Below are 18,978 nucleotides of genomic sequence, written 5' to 3'. Positions count from 1 at the left end.
TGGCAATCAGTCGCGGCCGAACGGCTGGCGTTCCTGCCACCACGAAAGCACCTGTTCTGCCACCTCTTCGATGGAGAGTTCGGAGCTGTCAAGCAGCATGGAATCCTGGGCGGGCTTGAGCGGTGCGACGCTGCGGTTCATGTCCCGCGCATCGCGTGCTTCAAGGTCAGCCCGAAGGGCGCTTATGTTAGCGGCAATTCCTTTGGAAATCAACTGCTTATGCCGGCGCTCGGCGCGACAGGCGGCGGAGGCCGACAAATAGACCTTGAGGGGAGCATGGGGAAAGATCACCGTGCCCATGTCGCGGCCATCGGCAACCAGCCCCGGAAGCTGCTGGAAGGACAGCTGCAGGTCCACCAGCGCGTCGCGCACGGCAGGCAGGGCCGAGACACGCGAGGCGTTCATGCCCGACTCCTCGCTGCGCAGGATGAGGGTGACATCCTCGTCATCCAGCCAGATGCGCTGCTCGGCGTCAAAGCGCACGGGCAGCTCGCGCGCCAGCACGGCGATCTGCTGGGCGTGCGGTTCGTCCAGCACCAGGCCGGCGCGCGATGCGGCCAGCCCCGTGAGCCGGTACAGCGCGCCCGAGTCCAGCAGGTGGTAGCCAAGAGCCTGGGCGACCTCGGCGGCAATCGTGCCCTTGCCCGAGGCCGTGGGGCCATCGATGCAGATCACGGGAATGCGCGCGCGGGCCGTCTCGCAGACCGAGAACAGGGCCTCGAAGTAGTCGGGGAAGGTCTTGGCGACGCACTTGGGGTCTTCGATGCGCACGGGCAGGGCGGCCGGGTTGAAGGCCGCCAGCGAGAAGCACATGGCCACGCGGTGGTCGTCATAGGTGTGGATGCTGGCCGCACGCCATGCGGCGGTGGACGCGGGCGGCGTGATGCGGATGTAGTCCGCGCCCTCCTCGACATCGGCGCCCAGCTTGCGCAGCTCCTTGGTCATGGCCGCGATGCGGTCGGTTTCCTTGACACGCCAGCTTGCGATATTGCGCAGCGTGGTCGTGCCATCGGCATACAGGGCCATGACGGCCAGCGTCATGGCGGCATCGGGGATGTGGTTGCAGTCCAGGTCGATTGCCTTGAGCGGCCATGCGCCACGGCGGATGCGCAGCCAGTTGGGGCCGCCTTCCACCTCGGCGCCCATGGCGCGCGCGGCCTCGACAAAGCGGATATCGCCCTGGATGGAGTCCAGTCCCACGCCGAGGATGCGGATGCCTTCGGCGCTGTCCGAGGCGATGGCGCCCAGTGCGATGAAGTAGCTGGCCGACGAGGCGTCTGCCTCGACATGGATCTCGCCCGGCGAGCTGTAGCGGCTGCCGGCCGGGATGGTGAAGCGCTGCCAGTTCTCGTTGTGCACGGCAATGCCGAAGCGGGTCAGCAATTCCAGCGTGATGTGGATGTAGGGCTTGGAGATCAGCTCGCCCACGACTTCGATCGTGATGTCACGCGTGTTGGCCAGCAGCGGCAGCGCCATCAGCAGCGAGGTCAGGAACTGGCTGGAGACATCGCCACGCACTTGGATGGGGCTGTGCGGCAGCTGCGAGAAATCGGGCTGGCGGATGTGCAGCGGAGGAAAGCCCTCGTTGCCCAGATAGTCGATGCGGCAGCCGAGCTGGCGCAGCGCATCGACCAGATCGCCGATGGGGCGCTCATGCATGCGCGGCACGCCGCTGAGCTTGAAGTCGCCGCCCAGCACGGACAGGGCTGCCGTCAGCGGCCGCATGGCCGTACCGGCGTTGCCCATGAACAGTTCGGCACTGGCGCCAGAGGGCAGGACGCCGCCCAGGCCGGTGATGCGCACAGGCTGGCCGAGGGTGATGGTTGCGGGCTCCACCGTGCAGCCCAGTTGCTGCAGGGCCCGGAGCATGACGCGCGTGTCGTCCGAGTCGAGCAGGTCGTGGACCACGGTCGTGCCCTGGCTCAGTGCCGCGAGCAGCAGCACGCGGTTCGAGATGCTCTTGGAGCCCGGCAGGCTCACCGTGCCCTGCGCGCGGGAAAGAGGGGGGATATCGAGAAAGGCGGTACTGAACATGGCAATTCGAAGGCAAACAGGCTGTCGGGAGGCATTGCGGCCGCGCTGGCCGCAATGCACAGGAGCGCTTTGGGTGCGCCGGGCTTGCGTCTGGCGCTTGCCCTGCGTTGCGCGTCAGCGGCGCGGAGCGCCCATGCGCCAGTGGGCGCGCGCGGCACTGGCCAGGGTCAGGCGGTCTTCAAGACCTTGTCCGTCACCGGTCTGGATCAGGGATTCGAGTTGCTGCAGCGCCTGCTGGAACTGGCGCGACTGTGCCAGAACCTGCTCGCTGTTGGCCAGCAGCACATCACGCCACATCTTGGGATCGCCTGCGGCAATGCGCGTGAAGTCGCGGAAGCCGGGGCCGGCCAGGGACAGCACGTCGTCGGAGTCGGGCTGGGTGATCACGCTTTGCATCATGGCGAAGGCCAGCAGATGCGGCAGGTGGCTGACCGTGGCAAAGGCGCTGTCGTGGGCTTCGGGCGACATGGCGCGCACGCGGCAGCCCAGCAGTTCCCACAGGGAGCGGGCCTTTTGCAGGTGGTCGGTCAGCGTGCGTTCGGTGGGTGTCAGGATGACCTGTGCGCCCTTGTACAGCTGGGGGTCGGAGTGCTCGACGCCCGAGACTTCCTTGCCTGCAATGGGGTGGGCCGGCACGAAGGAGCCGAGCTGGTCGCGCAGGACCGAGCGGGCGGCATGCACCACATCAACCTTGGTGGAGCCCACGTCCATGATCATCATCTCGGGCGTGACCAGGTGCTTGATGGACTTGAGCGTGGCCTCGGTCGCCGCCACAGGCACGGCCAGCAGCACCAAGTCGGCACCGGCGGCGGCCAGCAGGGCGGAGGGGGCCTCCACATCGATGACGCCCATCTGGCGAGCGCGTTCGGTCGTCGAAGGCGACTTGCTGTAACCCACGACGCGCTTGACCAGCCCTGCCTGCTTGAGCGCCAGGGCGAACGAGCCGCCCATGAGGCCGCAGCCGATCAGGCCCAGTTGTTCAAAGGGCTGCATCACTTGGATACCGGGTAGGTGCCCAGCACCTTGTAGAAGGCACACAGGCCGCGCAACTCTTCCAGCGCGCTGGCCACATTGGGCTGTGCCGGGTGGCCTTCGAGGTCGATGTAGAAGTAGTACTCCCACTGGCCGGTGCGCGCGGGGCGCGACTCGAAGCGCGTCATCGACACGCCGTGCCTCTTGAGCGGCACCAGCAGGTCATGCACGGCGCCGGGGCGGTTGGGCACGGAGATGATGATGCTGGTGCAATCCTGGCCGCTGGGCGAGGGCGTGGCCAGCGTGTGCGGCAGGCAGATGACGGCGAAGCGCGTGCGGTTGTAGGCATCGTCCTGGATGGCATGCGCCACCACATGCAGGCCGAATTGCTGGGCCGCGCGTTCGCTGGCCAGGCCGGCGATGTTGGGGTGCAGCGCGGCCAGGCGGGCGCCTTCGGCATTGCTGGACACCGGGCGGCGCTCGGCATGCGGCAGGTGCTTGGCCAGCCAGCCCTGGCACTGGGCCAGGGCCTGGGGATGGGCTGCCACGACCTCGATGCCCTCGGTCGTGTTGCTGCTGCGAAGCAGGTTGTGGCGCACCAGCAGGCTGACCTCGCCCACCACGTGGCAGGGCGTGTGCAGGAACATGTCCAGCGAGCGCGTGACCACGCCTTCGTTGGAGTTCTCCACGCCCACCACGCCGTACTGCGCGCTGCCTGCGGCCGTGGCGTGGAACACCTCGTCGAAGCTGTTGCAGTACATCAGATCGGCCGCGCCGCCGAAGTACTGGATGGCGGCTTCCTCGCAGAACGTGCCCGCCGGGCCCAGCACGGCCACGCGCTGGGGCGACTCCAGCGCCAGGCAGGCCGACATGATCTCGCGCCAGATGGCCGAGACATGGCCATTCTTGAGCGGGCCGGGATTGGCGGACTCGATCTTCTGGATGACCTGGGCCACGCGGTCCGGGCGGAAGAAGGGCGTGCCTTCACGCTTCTTGACCTCGCCGACCTGCTCTGCCACGCGGGCACGTCGGTTCAGCAGGTCCAGCAGTTGCTGGTCGATATCGTCGATCTGCACGCGCAGATGCGCCAGATCGGGAGAGGCTTGGGGTGTGGTGCTCATGGGCGGGAGTGTGGGTCGGTCAGGCGTTGCGCTGTTCGAATTCGCGCATGTACTCCACCAGCGCCTGCACGCCAGCGATGGGCATGGCGTTGTAGATGCTGGCACGCATGCCGCCGACGGACTTGTGGCCCTTAAGCTGCAGCAGGCCGCGTTCCCGGGCTCCGGCCAGGAAGGCGTCATTGCGCGATTCGTCGCGCAGGAAGAAGGGGATGTTCATGCGCGAGCGGCAATTGGCAGCGACCTTGTTCACGTAGAACGAGGACTGGTCCACGTACTGGTAGAAGAGGTCGGCCTTGGCGATGTTGCGCGCCTCCAGGGCGGCCACGCCGGTCAGGCCGCCTTCGGTCTGGCGCTTGATCCATTGGAATGTGAGGCCCGCGATGTAGATGCCCCAGGTCGGAGGCGTGTTGTACATCGACTGGTTGTCGGCCACGGTCTTGTAGTCGAAGGCCGAAGGGCAGGCCGGCAGGGCGTGGCCCAGCAGATCCTCGCGCACGATGACCAGGGTCAGGCCGGCAGGGCCCAGGTTCTTCTGCGCGCCGCCGAACGCCAGGCCCACGCGGCTCCAATCGACGGGGCGCGAGGCCACGTGCGAGGAGAAATCAACCACCAGCGGAGCATCGCAGCCCAGCGCCTTCAGGTCGGGCAACTCTTGGAACTCCACGCCATGGATGGTTTCATTGCTGCAGATGTGCACGTAGCTGGCGCCGCGGCTCAGTTGCCAGCTCTCGGGGGCGGGCAGGGCGGTGAACTTGCCGTCCTCGCCGCTGGCCGCGATGTGCGCGTCGGCCACGTACTTGCGTGCTTCCTTGGCCGACTTCTGGCTCCAGCTGCCGCTGAGCACGAAGTCCACCGTGCCTGCGCGCGACAGGTTCAGGGGAACGATGGCGTTCTCGGCCAGGCCACCGCCCTGCATGAACAGGATCTTGAACTCGGGCGGCACGGCCAGCAGCTCGCGCAGGTCGGCCTCGGCCTGTTCATAGATGGAGATGAACTCCTTGCCGCGGTGGCTCATCTCCATCACGCTCATGCCGGACCCGTGCCAGTCGAGCATTTCGGCGGCTGCCTGCTGCAGCACTTCGGCGGGAATGGCGGCGGGGCCGGCGGAGAAGTTGTAAGGGCGGTTCATGGAGTTCACTGTCAAGTCACGCGCAGGCGCCAGTTCGGGCGGTGCCTGCAACTGTCAAAAATCTGGGCCGCCGCTGGGGCTGTGCTCCCGGTGCGGGAGGCAGTCCCAGCGGCGGCTGGGTCATCAGGCGGGCTCGCCCGTGCCTTCGGCAGCGGCTTCGTCGCCTCCCGTGGCCTCCTCGCCCGTGGCCTCGTCCTCGACTTCGTTGGCATCGTTTTCAACGATGCGCTGCAGGCCGCCGAGCTTGGCGCCTTCGTCCAGGGAGATCAGCGTCACGCCCTGGGTGGCGCGGCCCAGTTCGCGGATTTCCGAGACCCGGGTACGCACCAGCACGCCAGTGTCGGTGATCAGCATGATTTCGTCATCGGCATGCACCAGGGTGGCGGCGACGACCTTGCCGTTGCGCTCGGACTGCTGGATGGCAATCATGCCCTTGGTGCCGCGGCCATGGCGCGTGTACTCCACGATGGAGGTGCGCTTGCCGTAGCCGTTCTCGGTGGCCGTGAGCACGCTTTGCGACTCGTCTTCGGCCACCAGCATGGCGATCACGCTCTGGCCTTCTTCCAGGTTCATGCCCTTGACGCCACGCGCGTTGCGGCCCATGGGGCGCACGTCGTTTTCGTCGAAGCGCACGGCCTTGCCGCCGTCGCTGAACAGCATCACGTCATGCTTGCCGTCGGTGAGGGCTGCGCCGATCAGGAAGTCGCCCTCGTCCAGGCCCACGGCGATGATGCCGGCCTTGCGCGGGTTGGAGAACTCGTCCAGCGCCGTCTTCTTCACGGTGCCCATGCTGGTGGACATGAACACATAGTGGTCGGCCGGGAAGCTGCGGTACTCGCCCGTCAGCGGCAGCACCACGTTGATCTTCTCGCCATCCTGCAGCGGGAACATGTTGACGATGGGGCGTCCGCGCGAGCCGCGCGAACCTGCAGGCACTTCCCAGACCTTCAGCCAGTACAGGCGGCCGCGGTTGGAGAAGCACAGCAGGTAGTCGTGCGTGTTGGCGATGAACAGCTGGTCGATCCAGTCGTCTTCCTTGGTGGCCGTGGCCTGCTTGCCGCGTCCGCCGCGCTTTTGCGAGCGGTACTCGGACAGCGGCTGGCTCTTGATGTAGCCCGTGTGGCTAAGCGTGACCACCATGTCGGTGGGCGTGATCAGGTCCTCGGTGGACAGGTCCTGCGCGCTGTACTCGACCGTGCTGCGGCGGGCGCCGACCTTGCTCTGGCCGAACTCGGCCTTGATCTGCTTGAGCTCGTCGCCAATGATGGCCGACACGCGCTCGGGCTTGGACAGGATGTCCAGCAGGTCCTCGATGACGGACATCACGTCCTTGTACTCGGCGACGATCTTGTCTTGCTCCAGGCCGGTCAGTCGCTGCAGGCGCATCTGCAGGATTTCCTGGGCCTGGGTTTCGGACAGGCGGTACAGGCCATCGGCCTGCATGCCGAATTCGCGCTCCAGCCCGTCGGGGCGGTAGTCGTCGGCGTTGACCACGCCGCCATCGGTGCGGGTGCGCGTCAGCATCTCGCGCACCAGCTTGCTGTCCCAGTTGCGCGTCATCAGCTCGGCCTTGGCCACAGGCGGCGTCGGCGCGTTGCGGATGATGGCGATGAAGTCGTCGATATTGGCCAGCGCGACCGCCAGGCCTTCCAGCACATGGCCACGCTCGCGCGCCTTGCGCAGCTCATACACCGTGCGGCGCGTGACCACTTCGCGGCGGTGCTGCAGGAAGACCTCGACCAGATCCTTCAGGTTGCACAGCTTGGGCTGGCCATCGACCAGCGCCACCATGTTCATGCCGAAGGTGTCTTGCAGCTGGGTCAGCTTGTACAGGTTGTTGAGCACGACCTCGGGCACTTCGCCGCGCTTGAGCTCGATCACCAGGCGCATGCCCGACTTGTCGGACTCGTCCTGGATGTGGCTGATGCCTTCAATCTTCTTCTCGTGCACCAGCTCGGCCATGCGCTCCTGCAGCGTCTTCTTGTTGACCTGGTAGGGCAGCTCGTCAACGATGATGGCCTGGCGCTGGCCGCGATCGATGTCCTCGAAGTGGCACTTGGCGCGCATCACCACGCGTCCGCGACCCGTGCGGTAGCCTTCCTTGACACCGTTGATGCCATAGATGATGCCGGCCGTGGGGAAGTCAGGCGCGGGAATGATCTCCATCAGCTCGTCGATGGTGGCCTGAGGCGTCTGCAGCAGGTGCAGGCAGGCATCCACCACCTCGTTGAGGTTGTGCGGAGGAATGTTGGTGGCCATGCCCACGGCAATGCCCGAGGAACCATTGACCAGCAGGTTGGGCAGCCGCGCAGGCAGCACCAGCGGCTCGCGCTCGCTGCCGTCGTAGTTCGGGCCGTAGTCCACCGTCTCCTTGTCGATGTCGCCCAGCATCTCGTGGGAGATCTTGGACAGGCGGATTTCGGTGTAACGCATCGCCGCCGCGCTGTCCCCGTCCACCGAACCGAAGTTGCCCTGCCCGTCGACCAGCATGTGGCGCAGCGAGAAGTCCTGTGCCATGCGCACGATGGTGTCGTACACCGCGCTGTCTCCGTGCGGGTGGTACTTACCGATCACGTCGCCGACGATACGCGCCGACTTCTTGTACGGCCGGTTCCAGTCGTTGTTGAGCTCGTGCATGGCGAACAGCACGCGCCGATGCACAGGCTTGAGACCATCTCGCGCATCGGGCAGCGCCCGGCCCACGATCACGCTCATTGCGTAATCGAGATAGCTGCGACGCATCTCCTCTTCGAGGCTGATGGGCAGGGTTTCTTTAGCAAACTGGGTCATGTGTGGCGATACTCTGACGGCGGGAAAAGGCCCATTTTAGGTCGAATGACGTGTAGCAGCCGAGCAACATAACCCTGGAATTCCGCCGCTGTCCTACTTGTTGGCGCCCGCTTGGCGGTCCGTCTGCTTGTGACGTATGGCACAATCAATTCAACGTTTTTGGTGATGGTCACTGATAACGTCCACAGATTCGCAGCCCTGCTGCGGCTTTTTCCCCAAGAGGAGAACCATGAAGAAACTGAACAAAGTGGCGATGTTGTTTGCCTCTGCCGCCCTCGCAACGGCTGCTGGCGCACAAGTGAAGGCTGCTGACGGTGGCAAGACCATCGACAACTGGCAAAACGGCACCAGCGAACTGGTGTGGAAGAACGGCACGAACGAACTGTGCTGGCGCGATGCCAACTGGACGCCCGCCACTGCAGCAGCTGACTGCGACGGTGCCCTGAAGCCTGTGGCAGCCGCTGTGGCTCCTGCCGCAACGCCCGCTCCGGCAGCTCCCGCTCCGGCACCGGCTCCCGCTCCGGCCGTGGCTTCCAAGGTGACCTTCTCTGCTGACGCTTTCTTCGACTTCGACAAGTCGGTTCTGAAGCCCGAAGGCAAGGCCAAGCTGGATGACCTGGCCTCCAAGGTCAAGGGCATCAACCTGGAAGTGGTCATCGCCGTCGGTCACACCGACTCCGTTGGCTCTGACGCCTACAACCAGAAGCTGTCGGTTCGCCGCGCTGAAGCTGTGAAGGCTTACCTGGTGTCCAAGGGCATCGAAAAGAACCGCGTCTACACTGAAGGCAAGGGCGAAAAGCAGCCCATCGCCGACAACAAGACCAAGGAAGGCCGCGCAAAGAACCGTCGCGTGGAAATCGAAGTGGTCGGCACCCGCGCCGCTCAGTAATCTTTCGATTGCTTCCCGCAAAAGCCCCGGCAACGGGGCTTTTTTTATGGCCGAACGGTCGTCGCAATCACCGACAATCGAGCCATGAGCAACGCAATCAACGTCAATGCCGACCCGGCGGAGCTGGAGAAATTCTCCAGCCTGGCCCATCGCTGGTGGGACCCGGAAAGTGAGTTCAAACCTTTGCATCAGATCAATCCGTTGCGCCTGGACTGGATTGATGCGCAAGCTCCCTTGAAGGGCCGCAGGGTCCTTGATGTCGGCTGCGGTGGCGGCATCCTCGCCGATTCCATGGCCCGCAAGGGGGCGAGAGAGGTGGTGGGCATCGACCTGGCCACCAAGGCATTGCGCGTGGCCCAGTTGCATGCGCTGGAGACGGGTACTCCGAACATCCACTACCACGAAGTCAGCGTGGAACGTCTGGCCGAGGAGCAGCCGGGCTCCTTTGACGTGGTGACCTGCATGGAGATGCTCGAGCATGTGCCCGATCCCGCTTCCGTGGTCGCGGCCTGCGCCGAGCTGGTCAAGCCTGGGGGCTGGGTGTTCTTCTCCACGATCAACCGCAGTGCCAAGGCCTTTGGTCTGGCCATTGTGGCGGCGGAGTACCTGCTCAAGATGATTCCCAAGGGGACGCATGAGTACGCCAAGCTGATCCAGCCCAGCGAACTCGCCATGTTTGCCCGTCAGGCTGGCCTTGACCTGCAGGCCAGCAAGGGCCTGCAGCACAACCCCATCACCGGGCGCTACTGGCTCAGCGCGGACACATCGGTGAACTACATGCTGGCAACGCGCCGGGCAGAAGGGTGAGCCGCATGTGGCAAGAAGTCCGAGCTGTTCTGTTTGACCTGGACGGCACCTTGATCGACAGTGCACCCGACCTGGGTGCGGCCGCAGACAGGATGCGCATTGACCGTGGCCTGCAGTCGCTTCCCTATGAGCGGTATCGGCCCATGGCGGGCGCCGGGGCACGGGGGATGCTGGGGGTGGGCTTCGGGCTCACGCCTGACTCGCCGGAGTTTCCGGAGATGCGCGAGGAGTTTTTCCGCAACTACGAGCAGTGCATGACCGAGCGCACCTATGCGTTCGATGGTGTCCCGGAGCTCATTGCACAGCTCCAGGCGGCATCCATGCCCTGGGGTGTGGTCACCAACAAATCCATGCGTTTCACCGATCCGCTGACGCAGCAGATGCCGCTTTTCGCGAGCGCTGGTGCCATCGTCAGCGGTGATACCACGCCCCACGCAAAGCCCCATCCAGCGCCGTTGCTGGAAGCTGCCGCGCGTATCGGCCTGCCCCCGCAGTGTTTTGTCTATGTGGGTGATGATGAGCGCGACATCGTTGCAGGCAAGGCCGCAGGCATGAAGACCGTGGCGGCCTGCTACGGCTACCTTGGTGCAGCGGGCGATACGCTGCAGTGGCAGGCGGATGCGCAAATCTATTCTCCGCTGGAGCTCTTGAAACTGCTGGAAAGAGGCTAAGATAGGAGCCTTGGGGCTGTCCTGGTTTCGACGTGGGTTCGGGACCGGTGTGGTGCATGTCGAGCTTGAGTGACGCTCGTAAATCTCCATTCAAAAAACTAACTGCAAACGACGAACGTTTCGCACTCGCCGCTTAAATCCGGTGAGCCTTGCAACAGCACGCTGATGGGCTGGGCAAGGGGGTAGCAATACCTCCCGGCTGCAAGGGAATTTACATCAGCTGGCTGCGTGCTGGGCTTCTTAGTACGTGGCAAGATCCAAGGAAGCTGGCATCCCGGGTAGCGTGCGCCTGCGCGACTTGGGAGGCGAGACTCAAAACAGAACGCTAAACATGTAGATCTGCCCGGCGAAGGCTTGCGGACGCGGGTTCAATTCCCGCCAGCTCCACCATCCAAAACAACGCCACACAACGGAGAACCCGATGTGTGGCGTTTTTTCTTGCCCGCTCGTTGCCCTGTGTTGCCCTGAAATTCACACCGGAATCACACCGGATTCACACGGGCTCAGTTCACCGCTTGGAGCGTGGCCCGGGGCTTCTGGTAGTCCTCGCGGATGAACTTCCCGTAGGTGCGAAAGACCATCTCCACATCTTCGTGGCCCAGTTGCTGGGCGACATACCACGGGTTGGCGCCGGCGGTCAGGATCGAAGAAGCGTAGGTATGCCGCACCTGATAGGGGTTCCGGTATGAGATGCCGGAACGCTGCATGATGGGCATCCATGCGGTCTTGCGCACCTGGGCATCAGTTGTCCACGGCTCGAGCGTCCGAGGGTTGAGCCAAACCCGTGCGCCGCGGAGCATGCTGTAGGCCTTCTGTGTTCGCAGGGCCTCCATGGCCTCGAAGTTCAGGTCCACGCTGCGGATGCCTGCGGCCGTCTTTGGTGCCTTGAGCACACCCACGACCTGGTTTTGCTCGATCCGGGCCGTTGCCTTCTCCCAGTCTATGTGTCTCCATTCGAGGGCCTGCAGTTCGCCCGGCCTCAGACCCGTGTTGAACCAGAACTGAACCATCGGCCGCTCATCGTCTCTGCACGCCAGCAGGATCTGCTCCCGCTCCGCCTGAGTGAAGGGCTGGATCACATAGTCGCTGGCCCGGCTGGTCTGGCGGATGAGCTTGGTGAGCGCGAGCCGGTCGAAGGGATTGAACTCGATGAGTCCGTCGTTCAGCGCATCTTCAAACACGCTGCGCAATGGAATCAGCATATTGCGGATAGCCTTGCTGGTGCATTCCATCCCGCTGATCCACTCCCGGAGGGCGGAAGGCGTGACTTCATGGAGCTTGAGGCCATGCCATCGCCGCATGCGCTCCCCGCTGATGCTTTTTTCGTAGCCACGGAATGTGGCCGGCGACATCTTCTCGTTCTCGACCTGCCTGCGGTACAGCTCCAATTGCTTCACCAACATCTCTTCCATCAGGCAGGAAAGCGGATCTGGCGCTCGGGCCTTCGCGCTGGCCGGGAAGTATTCAGCGTACACAAACGTGCCATCTGTGATCTTGCGCCGAATCTCAGCGCGCAGGTTCGCTGCGTACTGGATGCTGCCCTTGTTGACCGGCCCAGGAGGCAGGAGCTCCCGGCATTGCTGCCCGTGCCACGAGAACGCGATCTGAATTCGAGCGCCCGTGGCCATTTCCCGGACTGTCACGCCCGCCGGAGTTGATGGAGCTGGTTTTTTATCCACTGATCTGCTTCCTTTACGTTTACATAGAGGTGTCTGCCCACGACGCCGCAGTGCGTGCCATCCAGCCAAATGCCGGCGCGACGGCGGTTATGGATGGTCATGGGCGTGATGCCAGTCATTTCCTTGTATTTCGTGGCAAGCACCCAATCCGCGCCCTGGGATGGCACGGTATTTCCTGGGGCGCCAGGTTCTGTAACTGTGTGTTTCATGTAATCCACCGAATTTGGAACTCAAAACGGGTTCTTTCCGCGCACTCTGGGTTGATTTATCCAGGTGAAGTGCGGCGGCGTACCGGCATTGAGGTATTGGCTCCAGAGCGCCTGCCCAGCATGGCAACGCTCCTGCCGCCCAGGCAGGACGCCAGCTGTGCAACACTGGGGGCACGCGAAGTGATGAGCCTGGTAGGCCTTGTCAGCGGCCTCCCATGCGTTGGTGGCTGTTGTCATGGCGGTGTGTACCCCCCGAAGTGCTCGCGCAGCCGAGCGAACATGGCCGGATGCATAAACAGTCCTTGTGGGGTTCGGAAGCAAGCAGGCGAGCTGCTTTCCACGCGGACTGCGGCCCAGCGTCGGCGGCGCTTGGCGATTGGGTGCCGGCGCAACTCCCAGGACACATGAACGGTCTCTGCATATGGAGTCTGGAATACCGGAACCCCGTAGAAGGTGGTGAGCTGGTTGATGTTCATTGCAGGCCCAGAAGTGAGAAGCCCCGCTCAAGGGCGGGGCTGGGTGACGGGTGTTTGCGGCAGCGCTATGGCAGCCAGCAGTTGGGCGTGGTGCGCCGGATCGCCGCAACGTCGGAGGACAGCCGCATTTCGGCCAGGTGTCGCGTGGCCGCCGCATCGATGGTGCTGGCCACGGCCGCGCGCGCCTCGCGTTCCAAGCGCGGCAGGAAGTCCGCGCGCTGGGCCTGCAGCAGGCGCAGCCCGGCCAGCAGGTCAGGGTGCAGAGACAGGCAATCGTCCGCCGGGTCCAGGATCTCATTGCGGTCCCAGCAGATCACGTAGCACATGCCGCCGATCACGCGGTTAGTGAAGCCTGGCGCGCGATCCAGGAGGCTGTCGAGAGTGTCGTAGAGACGGCGCAGGTGCTGGCGGTCATCAGGATCGAAGTAGGTGGCGTCCTCGTCCCCATCCCACGGGCAGTACCCGCTGGAGAGGTCGTTCATCAGGGAGAGCAGTTCCCCGGCCGCGTCGATGTCGCGTTCGCTGGGCTTGGCCATCTTCATGACGATTCTCCTGCGCACGTTGGCGGGCCGATCTCCTTGCCGTCCTCTCCCCACATGGGCACATGCATGCAGCTGTCGCAGCGGTGGAAGTCGTGATACGCATTGCTGTCAGCACGGTATTTCCCGGACTCGCACCTGCTGCAGGGCAGGCCGATGCGGGAGCGAGAAAGCGCGAGGGCTGCTTGGGCCGCGATGATTTCGGCATCGCTCAGCGGCAGCGGCCGATCTTGCAAATTCGCGGTTTTGTCAACCAACGGTTCTTGCAGATCCGGCGATTTGTCAACCAGACGCGCGTCCGCCTCGGCCTTGTAGAGCGCCTGGCACATCTCCATCAAGCGAACAGGATCGGGCGGGCTGCCCTTCTTGCCGCGCGGGCCAGCGATCTCAAGGCAGAACTGCATTGCCAGTTCCTCCTGCCCTGGGGCCATGAAATCAAACCCAGGCTCCCAGGTCGGCATGGCGCGCAGGTCGAGGATCTTCCGCGCGAACTGCCGCCAGCCCCAGGTCTTCATGAAGCCGGCCAGGCCGCGCGGCATGCCGTCGGCAATGGCGTCGATCTGCTCATCGCTCAGCGGCAGCGGCTTGCGCGCCTCCAGCTCTGCGATGCGGGCGTATGGGTCGAAGGTCTCCGGCCGCTTGCCGTCTGCGTAGCGCTCGGTGATGGCGCGGATTTCGGGATGATGCTGGATGCTGCCCAGGGCTAGTTCTGCCGTCATGTGCGGCTTGCTGGCGTGGTGCACGGCCCAGCGCTCCACGAACTCCAGCGTCTCGCGCATGGCCTCGTTGTCGGCCTGCAGGCGGCGCAACTCTTGCTCGGCTCGCAGGACCCACTTGTGCGGCGCCTTTGTGCCCTGGCCGAAGCCGTCGCTCTCGCGGAACCAGTCGAGCAGCTCATGCGCCTCGGAGGGTGTTGGTGCTGTGGTCACGGTGCTCTCCTCAGTGCTTTGCCGCGTCCCGGCCCATATCGACACACCGGAATGTATCGACCATGGTCTGCCCGATGGATGCGGCTTGTTCCTGGCCAAAGTCATTGGCCATGGCGCCCATGCATGCCTGCAGAAAGCCGCAGTACAGCTGTGCGAGCTGGTTTGGCGTGGCTTGAAGTTGGGTCTGCGCCTGCTGGACCGCTGGTATGCACAGGTTGATGAATACGGCGGCGCCGATCTCGACGGGCGTGCCTTCCATGGCGATGGTCTTCGTTGTTGTCACGGGGTCTGTCCTTTCGAGAGTGCGTGCGCGGTATGGCGGGCATAGGTGGCCACGGCGCGCCAGTAGGCAGCCATGGGGCCTTTGCGCTTGCGCCATGCCTTCTCTGCCTCGACGTTGGCCTGGTCGCGCAGCTCGCGCATCACGGCCTCGATCCGCGCGCGGTCACCAGGTGGGAGTTGCTGCAGCGCCTGGCCCGCAGGCAGGTCCAGCAGGGGGTTGATGTAGCCCATGTCACGGTCCTTTCTGCTGCGCCTGGGCGCGCGCCTTGGTCGTCGTGTAGCTCGGCGACCACTCCACCTCCAGGTCGAACTTTCCGCCGCAGGTGCCGCATTCGAGGCCCTGAGCCGAATCGTGGCGGTCATCGCTGCTTTGTTTGGTGGCGCAGTACGGGCAGATGATGTCGCTCGTGTAGACGCAGTCGTCTTCGCTGTGGCCCTTCGCCTCGGCTGCGGCAAGCGCTTCAGCTTTCCGGGCCGCGTCCAGGCGGTCCTGGCAGGGCTTGCACCGCCAGCCGCCATCGCGCGCACCCCACGGCACTTCGGTCAGCTCGGCGCGGGTGCAGTTGCAGGTCACGCAGCGGTCGTGCGCATCGCATGGGGAGTAGTTGAACGACTTGCCGCTGCCCAGGCACTTCTCGCAACCGCACACCCAGTACCAGGCCCCGTCTACGCGTTCGGCGATCAGGCCTTTGGCGGGCGGCTCCAAACGCACCTCCGGGAGCCCGTCCTGCGGCGAGTGCTTGTCATTCCAGACCTGCGTGCTGCCGCTGCGGATGCGCCGCGTCCACTCGCCGGGGATTTCGGGGATCAGGATCTTCGTTTCGCGCAGGGATGTGCCTGCGCCGTTCAATGCGTTGGTCATGTGCTCTCCTTGTGCCCAGTGGGGCGCGCCCGGAGCCACTCGTGCAGCTCCAAATTTCCGGTGAAGTCGTAGCCATGGTGATGGAAGGCCTCGGCGTCTTTGGCGCAGGCCTCGCGCTCGGCGGCCGCCACCAGGGCGGCGAATCGCTCCAGCTTGCCTGTCGAGTCCTGACCAGTCAGCTCATCGATGCCGATGCGTGCCTGGTGCTTGCGGTAGTGCACTTCGATGCCCGCCTGCTGGGCAAAGGACAGCAATTTGTCTCGCTTCATGCGTGCTCCCCCTGGGCTGCTGCCTGGGCTGCGAGGGCCTCCACATACTCGGCTCCCCGGCGGAAGTGGCGCCCCGTCCGGTTGTGCCGGAGTTTGATTCGCGGCTCTCCATACGCGATCCAGCCAACGACGGTTGCCTCGAAAGATCCGCGCCCATGGTGGACGCGAACCTGGCAGCCCTTGGGGAAGTCGCCCTCCAGCGCGACCATGATCGCGGCCCGTGCTGCTCGCATCGCGTCGTCTGCCTGCTTGACGGCAGGGGTGTATCCAGGACATGCCATCACGCACCGCCTTCCTTGGCCTGGGCTGCGCGATAGAGCCGGTAGCAGCCGGGCGGCAGCGTGCACGGTGGCACGGTCTCGTAGTCGAGGCCTCCCTCGCTGTCCACTTCGAGCGTGGCCACCCATTCGCCGAGTGCTGGCGCATCCACTGCAGGCGCAGCAGGTGCTGCCACGTCGAAAGGAGCCCAGCCGAGGACGCGGTGACCCGCATCGGTGCTGGTGTCCACAAAGCAGTCCTGCTCCCAGTTCCAGCCGACGAACTGCCAGTGATCCACGCCAGTGTTTTCGACGGTGTTGCCGCCGATGGTCCAGCATGGGTCCGCTGTGTCATAAAGCGGCCCGGCGCCGTTGAGCACGGACTTTTGCCCTGGCGGGTGGTCCACAAACTGGACCAGCAACTGCACTATCGTGCCGTCCTTCGGGGCTGTTTCGAGAGGGTGTACCTGCATCACGGGCATGGCCCAGGGCGCAAAAGGTGCCTGGGGCGCTGCCCCGGAGCCATCGCACTCGCGGCACGGGCCATCAACGGTGTGATCATCGGGGCCGTGGCCATGCGTCAGATAGCCCTCGGGGTCTTCGCCGGAGCCGCTGCAGCGTGTGCAGTCGGGTGCCTGGGGTGCGGTGACGTTGGCCCACTCCGATGCGGCCCAACGGCGGACGAGTGCGGAAAACTTGGGCCCGAACAGGCCCGAGGTCAGGTCATATCCGCCGTCTTTTTCGTCTGCTTCAAGCGCGGCGATGATCTCGCCGGCCAAGGCCGTGACAGCCATGCCTGGAGCCGGTGCCTGGGGCGCTGCTGCACGGGCCAGCCACGCTGCACGCGCGAACTCCCACATGCCCTGGTACGGCTTCCCCTGCTCGCCCTGGAACCACTTCGTGAAAGCGGCCTCCTCATCGCTGGCGGGGGCTGCAAGCGCTTCCAGGGCGGGCGCTGCCTGGGCGCCGCGCATGTAGGCCAGCGGCATGCCGGGCTCCGTCGCAGCGTCCAGTGCGATGCAGGCGACATCGAAGTCCAGAAAGGGACGGCGCGCCAGCCCCAACAGCAGCGTTGCCAGGGAGTCGCGCGTCTTGTCCCAGGCCGGCCCAGCCACAGCGGCAGGCTGCAGGTACACGGTGCGCCAGTGCCCTTCGTTGCCCTGGCGGCACGGCTCCACCTCCGTGAAGAACTGGCCTGTGTGCGTGTTGACGTAGCCGAAGGGCGCCACAGCGGCAGGAGCTGCCTCGGCGCGGCCGATGCGAGCCTTCAGCTTCTCGACCTCGGCCTGCAGGTTGCGGATGGTCGTTGTGCCGTCTTCGGCTTCAGGCAGCTCGCGCAGCCACCACGCGACGGGGCCGTCTTCGGTGTCGAAGATGGAAACCAGCTTCCAGCCGTCGCCCTGGGGTGCGGTGGGCTGCCAGTCGGTCCAGTTGACGGCCTCGCTCATGGCGCCAAGCACATCGCCGTCCAACTGATCTTCGGCAGACGTGTGTGCCAGTTCAAGGCCGAGCGCGGCGAAGAAGCTGCGCGGCATCATGCCTTCGTCCAGCCACGGCAGATCGGGGTGATTGCCGAAGCCCATCTCGTCGCGCTCTGGTGCGCGGCCGTCGAGCATTCGGGCCTTCCAGCGGTCGTCCAACACCGGGGCGCCAGCGTGCTTGCCGCACAGATGTACATAGGCGACATCGGAGTACTCGCCGCCGCCAGAGGAAAACTCATGGCGGCAGCCGCATGCAGCCTTCGCGCCATTCACGAATGTCAGTTTTTGGGACATGGGTTGCTCCGTTCGATGCGCCACCAGGTGGCAGTGGTGTTGATGACGTGGCCGGCGCGCTGCAGCAGCTGCTGGCACTGGGAAGAGTTGGGATTCACGGGATGCAGAAACAGGAAAGCCCTCGCGGCATACCGGGAGGGCTTCGGGATCAAAAAAGCCCGCGTTGTGCGGGCTCTGGTTCGGGTGGTCGTGCGGCGCGGCGTCGGGGCCTGGCCGTGGGCGGAGCGGCAGAGGCCTCAATGCGCTCGCGCTGCAGGGGCTCGTAGTCGGGGTTGAGCTCGCAGCCCAGGTACTGGCGGCCGTGCTGTAGCGCGACGGCCGCTGTCGTGCCGCTGCCCATGAACGGGTCCAGCACGATGTCGCCTGCTCGAGATCCAGCGCGAATGCAGGGCTCGATGAGCGCGGGCGGGAAAGTGGCGAAGTGGGCGCCTTTGTATGGCCGGGTGGCCACGGTCCAGACGCTGCGCCTGTTGCGCGTTGGGCTGGTCGCGCGGAAGGCCTCGCGGCCCGGCATGGCGTTGGTCTTGCCAGCGAACCCGCCGCGCTTCACGCTGGGCCTGAGCCTTCCCTGTGGTGGCGCACCTGGCACGGGGCCGCCCATGGGTGGGTAGTTGTTCACGCCGGCGGCAGGCTCTTGCATGGCACCGCTGTCGAAGAAGTAGCGCGGGCCCTTGGACAACAGGAACAGGTACTCATGCGCCTTAGTGCAGCGGTCCCCAACGCTCTCCGGCATCGGGTTCGGCTTGTGCCAGATGATGTCCTGGCGCAGATACCAGCCGTCGGCCCGCAGCGCGAACGCCAGCATCCAGGGGATGCCGATGAGGTCCTTGTGCTTCAGCCCAGGCGGCACCTGGCTGGATCGGCGGGCGTGCGCTGTCCGGGAGGCAACGTGTGGAGCAACGCTGTCGGCCTTTGGAATGCCCGCCGGCCCGTTCGGCTTGCTGGCATAGCTGTCCCCGATGTTGAGCCACAGCGTGCCATCGTCGGCCAGCACGTCGCGCACACAGCGGAACACCTCGACCATGGCCGCGATGTACTGATCTGGCGTCTGCTCCAGACCCAACTGGCCGGCGTGCCCGTAGTCGCGCAGGCCGAAGTAGGGCGGCGACGTGACGCACATCTGGGCTCGGACGCCCTGGGCCGCCCAGGCGCGCATGGTGTCTCGGCAGTCGCCGAATTCGATGATGTTCATGTTTCAATATCTCACATTAAATCAATTCTTTCTCGCGGCTCATTTGCGTACCATTAATTTTTCTCTGGAGGCTTTATGGCAAATTACGTTGAAAAA

At 64.8% G+C, this 18,978-nt stretch carries 18 protein-coding genes and 1 other RNA gene; 4 read left to right on the top strand and 15 right to left on the bottom strand.

Features of this window, described 5'->3' with window-relative positions:
- Nucleotides 1-6 precede the first annotated feature (6 nt).
- From DA1_RS21535 to gyrA, 5 genes are all read right to left on the bottom strand, one after another.
- On the bottom strand, nucleotides 7-2,034 hold the full coding sequence (locus DA1_RS21535) for a bifunctional 3-phosphoshikimate 1-carboxyvinyltransferase/cytidylate kinase (RefSeq protein ID WP_034395018.1): 2,028 nt from the start codon (nucleotides 2,032-2,034) through the stop codon (nucleotides 7-9).
- Between the two features lie 114 nt (nucleotides 2,035-2,148).
- Entirely contained in the window at nucleotides 2,149-3,027 is an 879-nt protein-coding gene (locus DA1_RS21530; RefSeq protein ID WP_034398732.1) for a prephenate dehydrogenase, read from the bottom strand.
- Nucleotides 3,027-4,127: a prephenate dehydratase gene (gene pheA / locus DA1_RS21525; protein ID WP_013801628.1), complete on the bottom strand. Its 1,101-nt coding sequence runs from the start codon at nucleotides 4,125-4,127 to the stop codon at nucleotides 3,027-3,029. Before pheA ends, DA1_RS21530 begins: the two co-directional genes overlap by 1 nt.
- Before the next feature lie 19 nt (nucleotides 4,128-4,146).
- Nucleotides 4,147-5,256, bottom strand: a complete 1,110-nt coding sequence (gene serC, locus DA1_RS21520) for a 3-phosphoserine/phosphohydroxythreonine transaminase (RefSeq protein ID WP_012206519.1) — start codon at nucleotides 5,254-5,256, stop codon at nucleotides 4,147-4,149.
- Nucleotides 5,257-5,379: 123 nt separating this feature from the next.
- Nucleotides 5,380-8,046 carry a DNA gyrase subunit A gene (gene gyrA / locus DA1_RS21515; protein WP_034395021.1) on the bottom strand — a complete coding sequence of 889 codons (2,667 nt, stop codon included), beginning with the start codon at nucleotides 8,044-8,046 and terminating at the stop codon, nucleotides 5,380-5,382.
- A 229-nt stretch (nucleotides 8,047-8,275) separates the two neighbouring features.
- Here gyrA and ompA point away from each other — a divergent pair, with 229 nt between their 5' ends.
- The 4 genes from ompA (at nucleotide 8,276) to ssrA (ending at nucleotide 10,803) form a co-directional block, all read left to right on the top strand.
- Nucleotides 8,276-8,935: an outer membrane protein OmpA gene (gene ompA, locus DA1_RS21510; RefSeq protein WP_012206517.1), complete on the top strand. Its 660-nt coding sequence runs from the start codon at nucleotides 8,276-8,278 to the stop codon at nucleotides 8,933-8,935.
- Nucleotides 8,936-9,019: 84 nt separating this feature from the next.
- Nucleotides 9,020-9,742: a bifunctional 2-polyprenyl-6-hydroxyphenol methylase/3-demethylubiquinol 3-O-methyltransferase UbiG gene (gene ubiG, locus DA1_RS21505; protein ID WP_012206516.1), complete on the top strand. Its 723-nt coding sequence runs from the start codon at nucleotides 9,020-9,022 to the stop codon at nucleotides 9,740-9,742.
- 5 nt (nucleotides 9,743-9,747) lie between these two features.
- Nucleotides 9,748-10,413, top strand: a complete 666-nt coding sequence (locus DA1_RS21500) for an HAD family hydrolase (protein WP_013801633.1) — start codon at nucleotides 9,748-9,750, stop codon at nucleotides 10,411-10,413.
- A 12-nt stretch (nucleotides 10,414-10,425) separates the two neighbouring features.
- Nucleotides 10,426-10,803: a transfer-messenger RNA gene (gene ssrA / locus DA1_RS21495) on the top strand.
- Between the two features lie 113 nt (nucleotides 10,804-10,916).
- On the opposite strand, the gene DA1_RS21490 is transcribed toward ssrA, so the two are convergent.
- The 10 genes from DA1_RS21490 to DA1_RS21445 all read right to left on the bottom strand — a co-directional run bounded on the left by DA1_RS21490 (nucleotide 10,917) and on the right by DA1_RS21445 (nucleotide 18,882).
- The gene (locus DA1_RS21490) at nucleotides 10,917-12,092 is read right to left on the bottom strand and encodes a site-specific integrase (RefSeq protein WP_080736920.1); all 1,176 of its coding nucleotides are present in this window, start codon (nucleotides 12,090-12,092) and stop codon (nucleotides 10,917-10,919) included.
- Nucleotides 12,053-12,193, bottom strand: coding sequence for a hypothetical protein (locus DA1_RS31605; protein WP_507762545.1), 141 nt, complete (start codon nucleotides 12,191-12,193; stop codon nucleotides 12,053-12,055). The genes DA1_RS21490 and DA1_RS31605 overlap by 40 nt, the downstream gene beginning before the upstream one ends.
- A gap of 649 nt (nucleotides 12,194-12,842) precedes the next feature.
- A complete protein-coding gene (locus DA1_RS21485) occupies nucleotides 12,843-13,319 on the bottom strand; it encodes a hypothetical protein (protein ID WP_034395030.1) in 477 nt (158 codons plus the stop codon).
- Complete coding sequence (locus DA1_RS31375) at nucleotides 13,316-14,245, bottom strand: hypothetical protein (RefSeq protein WP_230590890.1); 930 nt, start codon at nucleotides 14,243-14,245, stop codon at nucleotides 13,316-13,318. The genes DA1_RS21485 and DA1_RS31375 overlap by 4 nt, the downstream gene beginning before the upstream one ends.
- A gap of 10 nt (nucleotides 14,246-14,255) precedes the next feature.
- On the bottom strand, nucleotides 14,256-14,528 hold the full coding sequence (locus DA1_RS21475; RefSeq protein WP_062794158.1) for a hypothetical protein: 273 nt from the start codon (nucleotides 14,526-14,528) through the stop codon (nucleotides 14,256-14,258).
- A complete protein-coding gene (locus DA1_RS21470; RefSeq protein WP_034395035.1) occupies nucleotides 14,525-14,758 on the bottom strand; it encodes a hypothetical protein in 234 nt (77 codons plus the stop codon). Before DA1_RS21470 ends, DA1_RS21475 begins: the two co-directional genes overlap by 4 nt.
- A 1-nt stretch (nucleotide 14,759) precedes the next feature.
- Nucleotides 14,760-15,389, bottom strand: a complete 630-nt coding sequence (locus tag DA1_RS21465; protein WP_051940896.1) for a hypothetical protein — start codon at nucleotides 15,387-15,389, stop codon at nucleotides 14,760-14,762.
- A complete protein-coding gene (locus DA1_RS21460) occupies nucleotides 15,386-15,658 on the bottom strand; it encodes a hypothetical protein (protein ID WP_034395038.1) in 273 nt (90 codons plus the stop codon). Before DA1_RS21460 ends, DA1_RS21465 begins: the two co-directional genes overlap by 4 nt.
- A 280-nt stretch (nucleotides 15,659-15,938) precedes the next feature.
- Nucleotides 15,939-17,690: a hypothetical protein gene (locus tag DA1_RS21450; RefSeq protein ID WP_155294291.1), complete on the bottom strand. Its 1,752-nt coding sequence runs from the start codon at nucleotides 17,688-17,690 to the stop codon at nucleotides 15,939-15,941.
- 148 nt (nucleotides 17,691-17,838) lie between these two features.
- Nucleotides 17,839-18,882, bottom strand: coding sequence for a DNA-methyltransferase (locus tag DA1_RS21445; RefSeq protein ID WP_034395044.1), 1,044 nt, complete (start codon nucleotides 18,880-18,882; stop codon nucleotides 17,839-17,841).
- Between the last annotated feature and the right edge of the window lie 96 nt (nucleotides 18,883-18,978).

Source organism: Delftia acidovorans NBRC 14950 (assembly GCF_001598795.1).
Taxonomy (GTDB): Bacteria; Pseudomonadota; Gammaproteobacteria; order Burkholderiales; family Burkholderiaceae_C; genus Comamonas; species Comamonas acidovorans.
Note: the sequence above shows the minus strand (reverse complement) of the source record. Positions and strands in the feature narration are given on the sequence as shown.

What these genes read in the sequence shown, in the direction of transcription:
- DA1_RS21535 (WP_034395018.1), bottom strand. Translation starts at nt 2,034, where the DNA reads ATGTTCAGTACCGCCTTTCTCGATATCCCCCCTCTTTCCCGCGCGCAG.
- DA1_RS21530 (WP_034398732.1), bottom strand. Translation starts at nt 3,027, where the DNA reads ATGCAGCCCTTTGAACAACTGGGCCTGATCGGCTGCGGCCTCATGGGC.
- pheA (WP_013801628.1), bottom strand. Translation starts at nt 4,127, where the DNA reads ATGAGCACCACACCCCAAGCCTCTCCCGATCTGGCGCATCTGCGCGTG.
- serC (WP_012206519.1), bottom strand. Translation starts at nt 5,256, where the DNA reads ATGAACCGCCCTTACAACTTCTCCGCCGGCCCCGCCGCCATTCCCGCC.
- gyrA (WP_034395021.1), bottom strand. Translation starts at nt 8,046, where the DNA reads ATGACCCAGTTTGCTAAAGAAACCCTGCCCATCAGCCTCGAAGAGGAG.
- ompA (WP_012206517.1), top strand. Translation starts at nt 8,276, where the DNA reads ATGAAGAAACTGAACAAAGTGGCGATGTTGTTTGCCTCTGCCGCCCTC.
- ubiG (WP_012206516.1), top strand. Translation starts at nt 9,020, where the DNA reads ATGAGCAACGCAATCAACGTCAATGCCGACCCGGCGGAGCTGGAGAAA.
- DA1_RS21500 (WP_013801633.1), top strand. Translation starts at nt 9,748, where the DNA reads ATGTGGCAAGAAGTCCGAGCTGTTCTGTTTGACCTGGACGGCACCTTG.
- DA1_RS31605 (WP_507762545.1), bottom strand. Translation starts at nt 12,193, where the DNA reads ATGACCATCCATAACCGCCGTCGCGCCGGCATTTGGCTGGATGGCACG.
- DA1_RS21485 (WP_034395030.1), bottom strand. Translation starts at nt 13,319, where the DNA reads ATGAAGATGGCCAAGCCCAGCGAACGCGACATCGACGCGGCCGGGGAA.
- DA1_RS21470 (WP_034395035.1), bottom strand. Translation starts at nt 14,758, where the DNA reads ATGGGCTACATCAACCCCCTGCTGGACCTGCCTGCGGGCCAGGCGCTG.
- DA1_RS21465 (WP_051940896.1), bottom strand. Translation starts at nt 15,389, where the DNA reads ATGACCAACGCATTGAACGGCGCAGGCACATCCCTGCGCGAAACGAAG.
- DA1_RS21460 (WP_034395038.1), bottom strand. Translation starts at nt 15,658, where the DNA reads ATGAAGCGAGACAAATTGCTGTCCTTTGCCCAGCAGGCGGGCATCGAA.
- DA1_RS21450 (WP_155294291.1), bottom strand. Translation starts at nt 17,690, where the DNA reads ATGTCCCAAAAACTGACATTCGTGAATGGCGCGAAGGCTGCATGCGGC.
- DA1_RS21445 (WP_034395044.1), bottom strand. Translation starts at nt 18,882, where the DNA reads ATGAACATCATCGAATTCGGCGACTGCCGAGACACCATGCGCGCCTGG.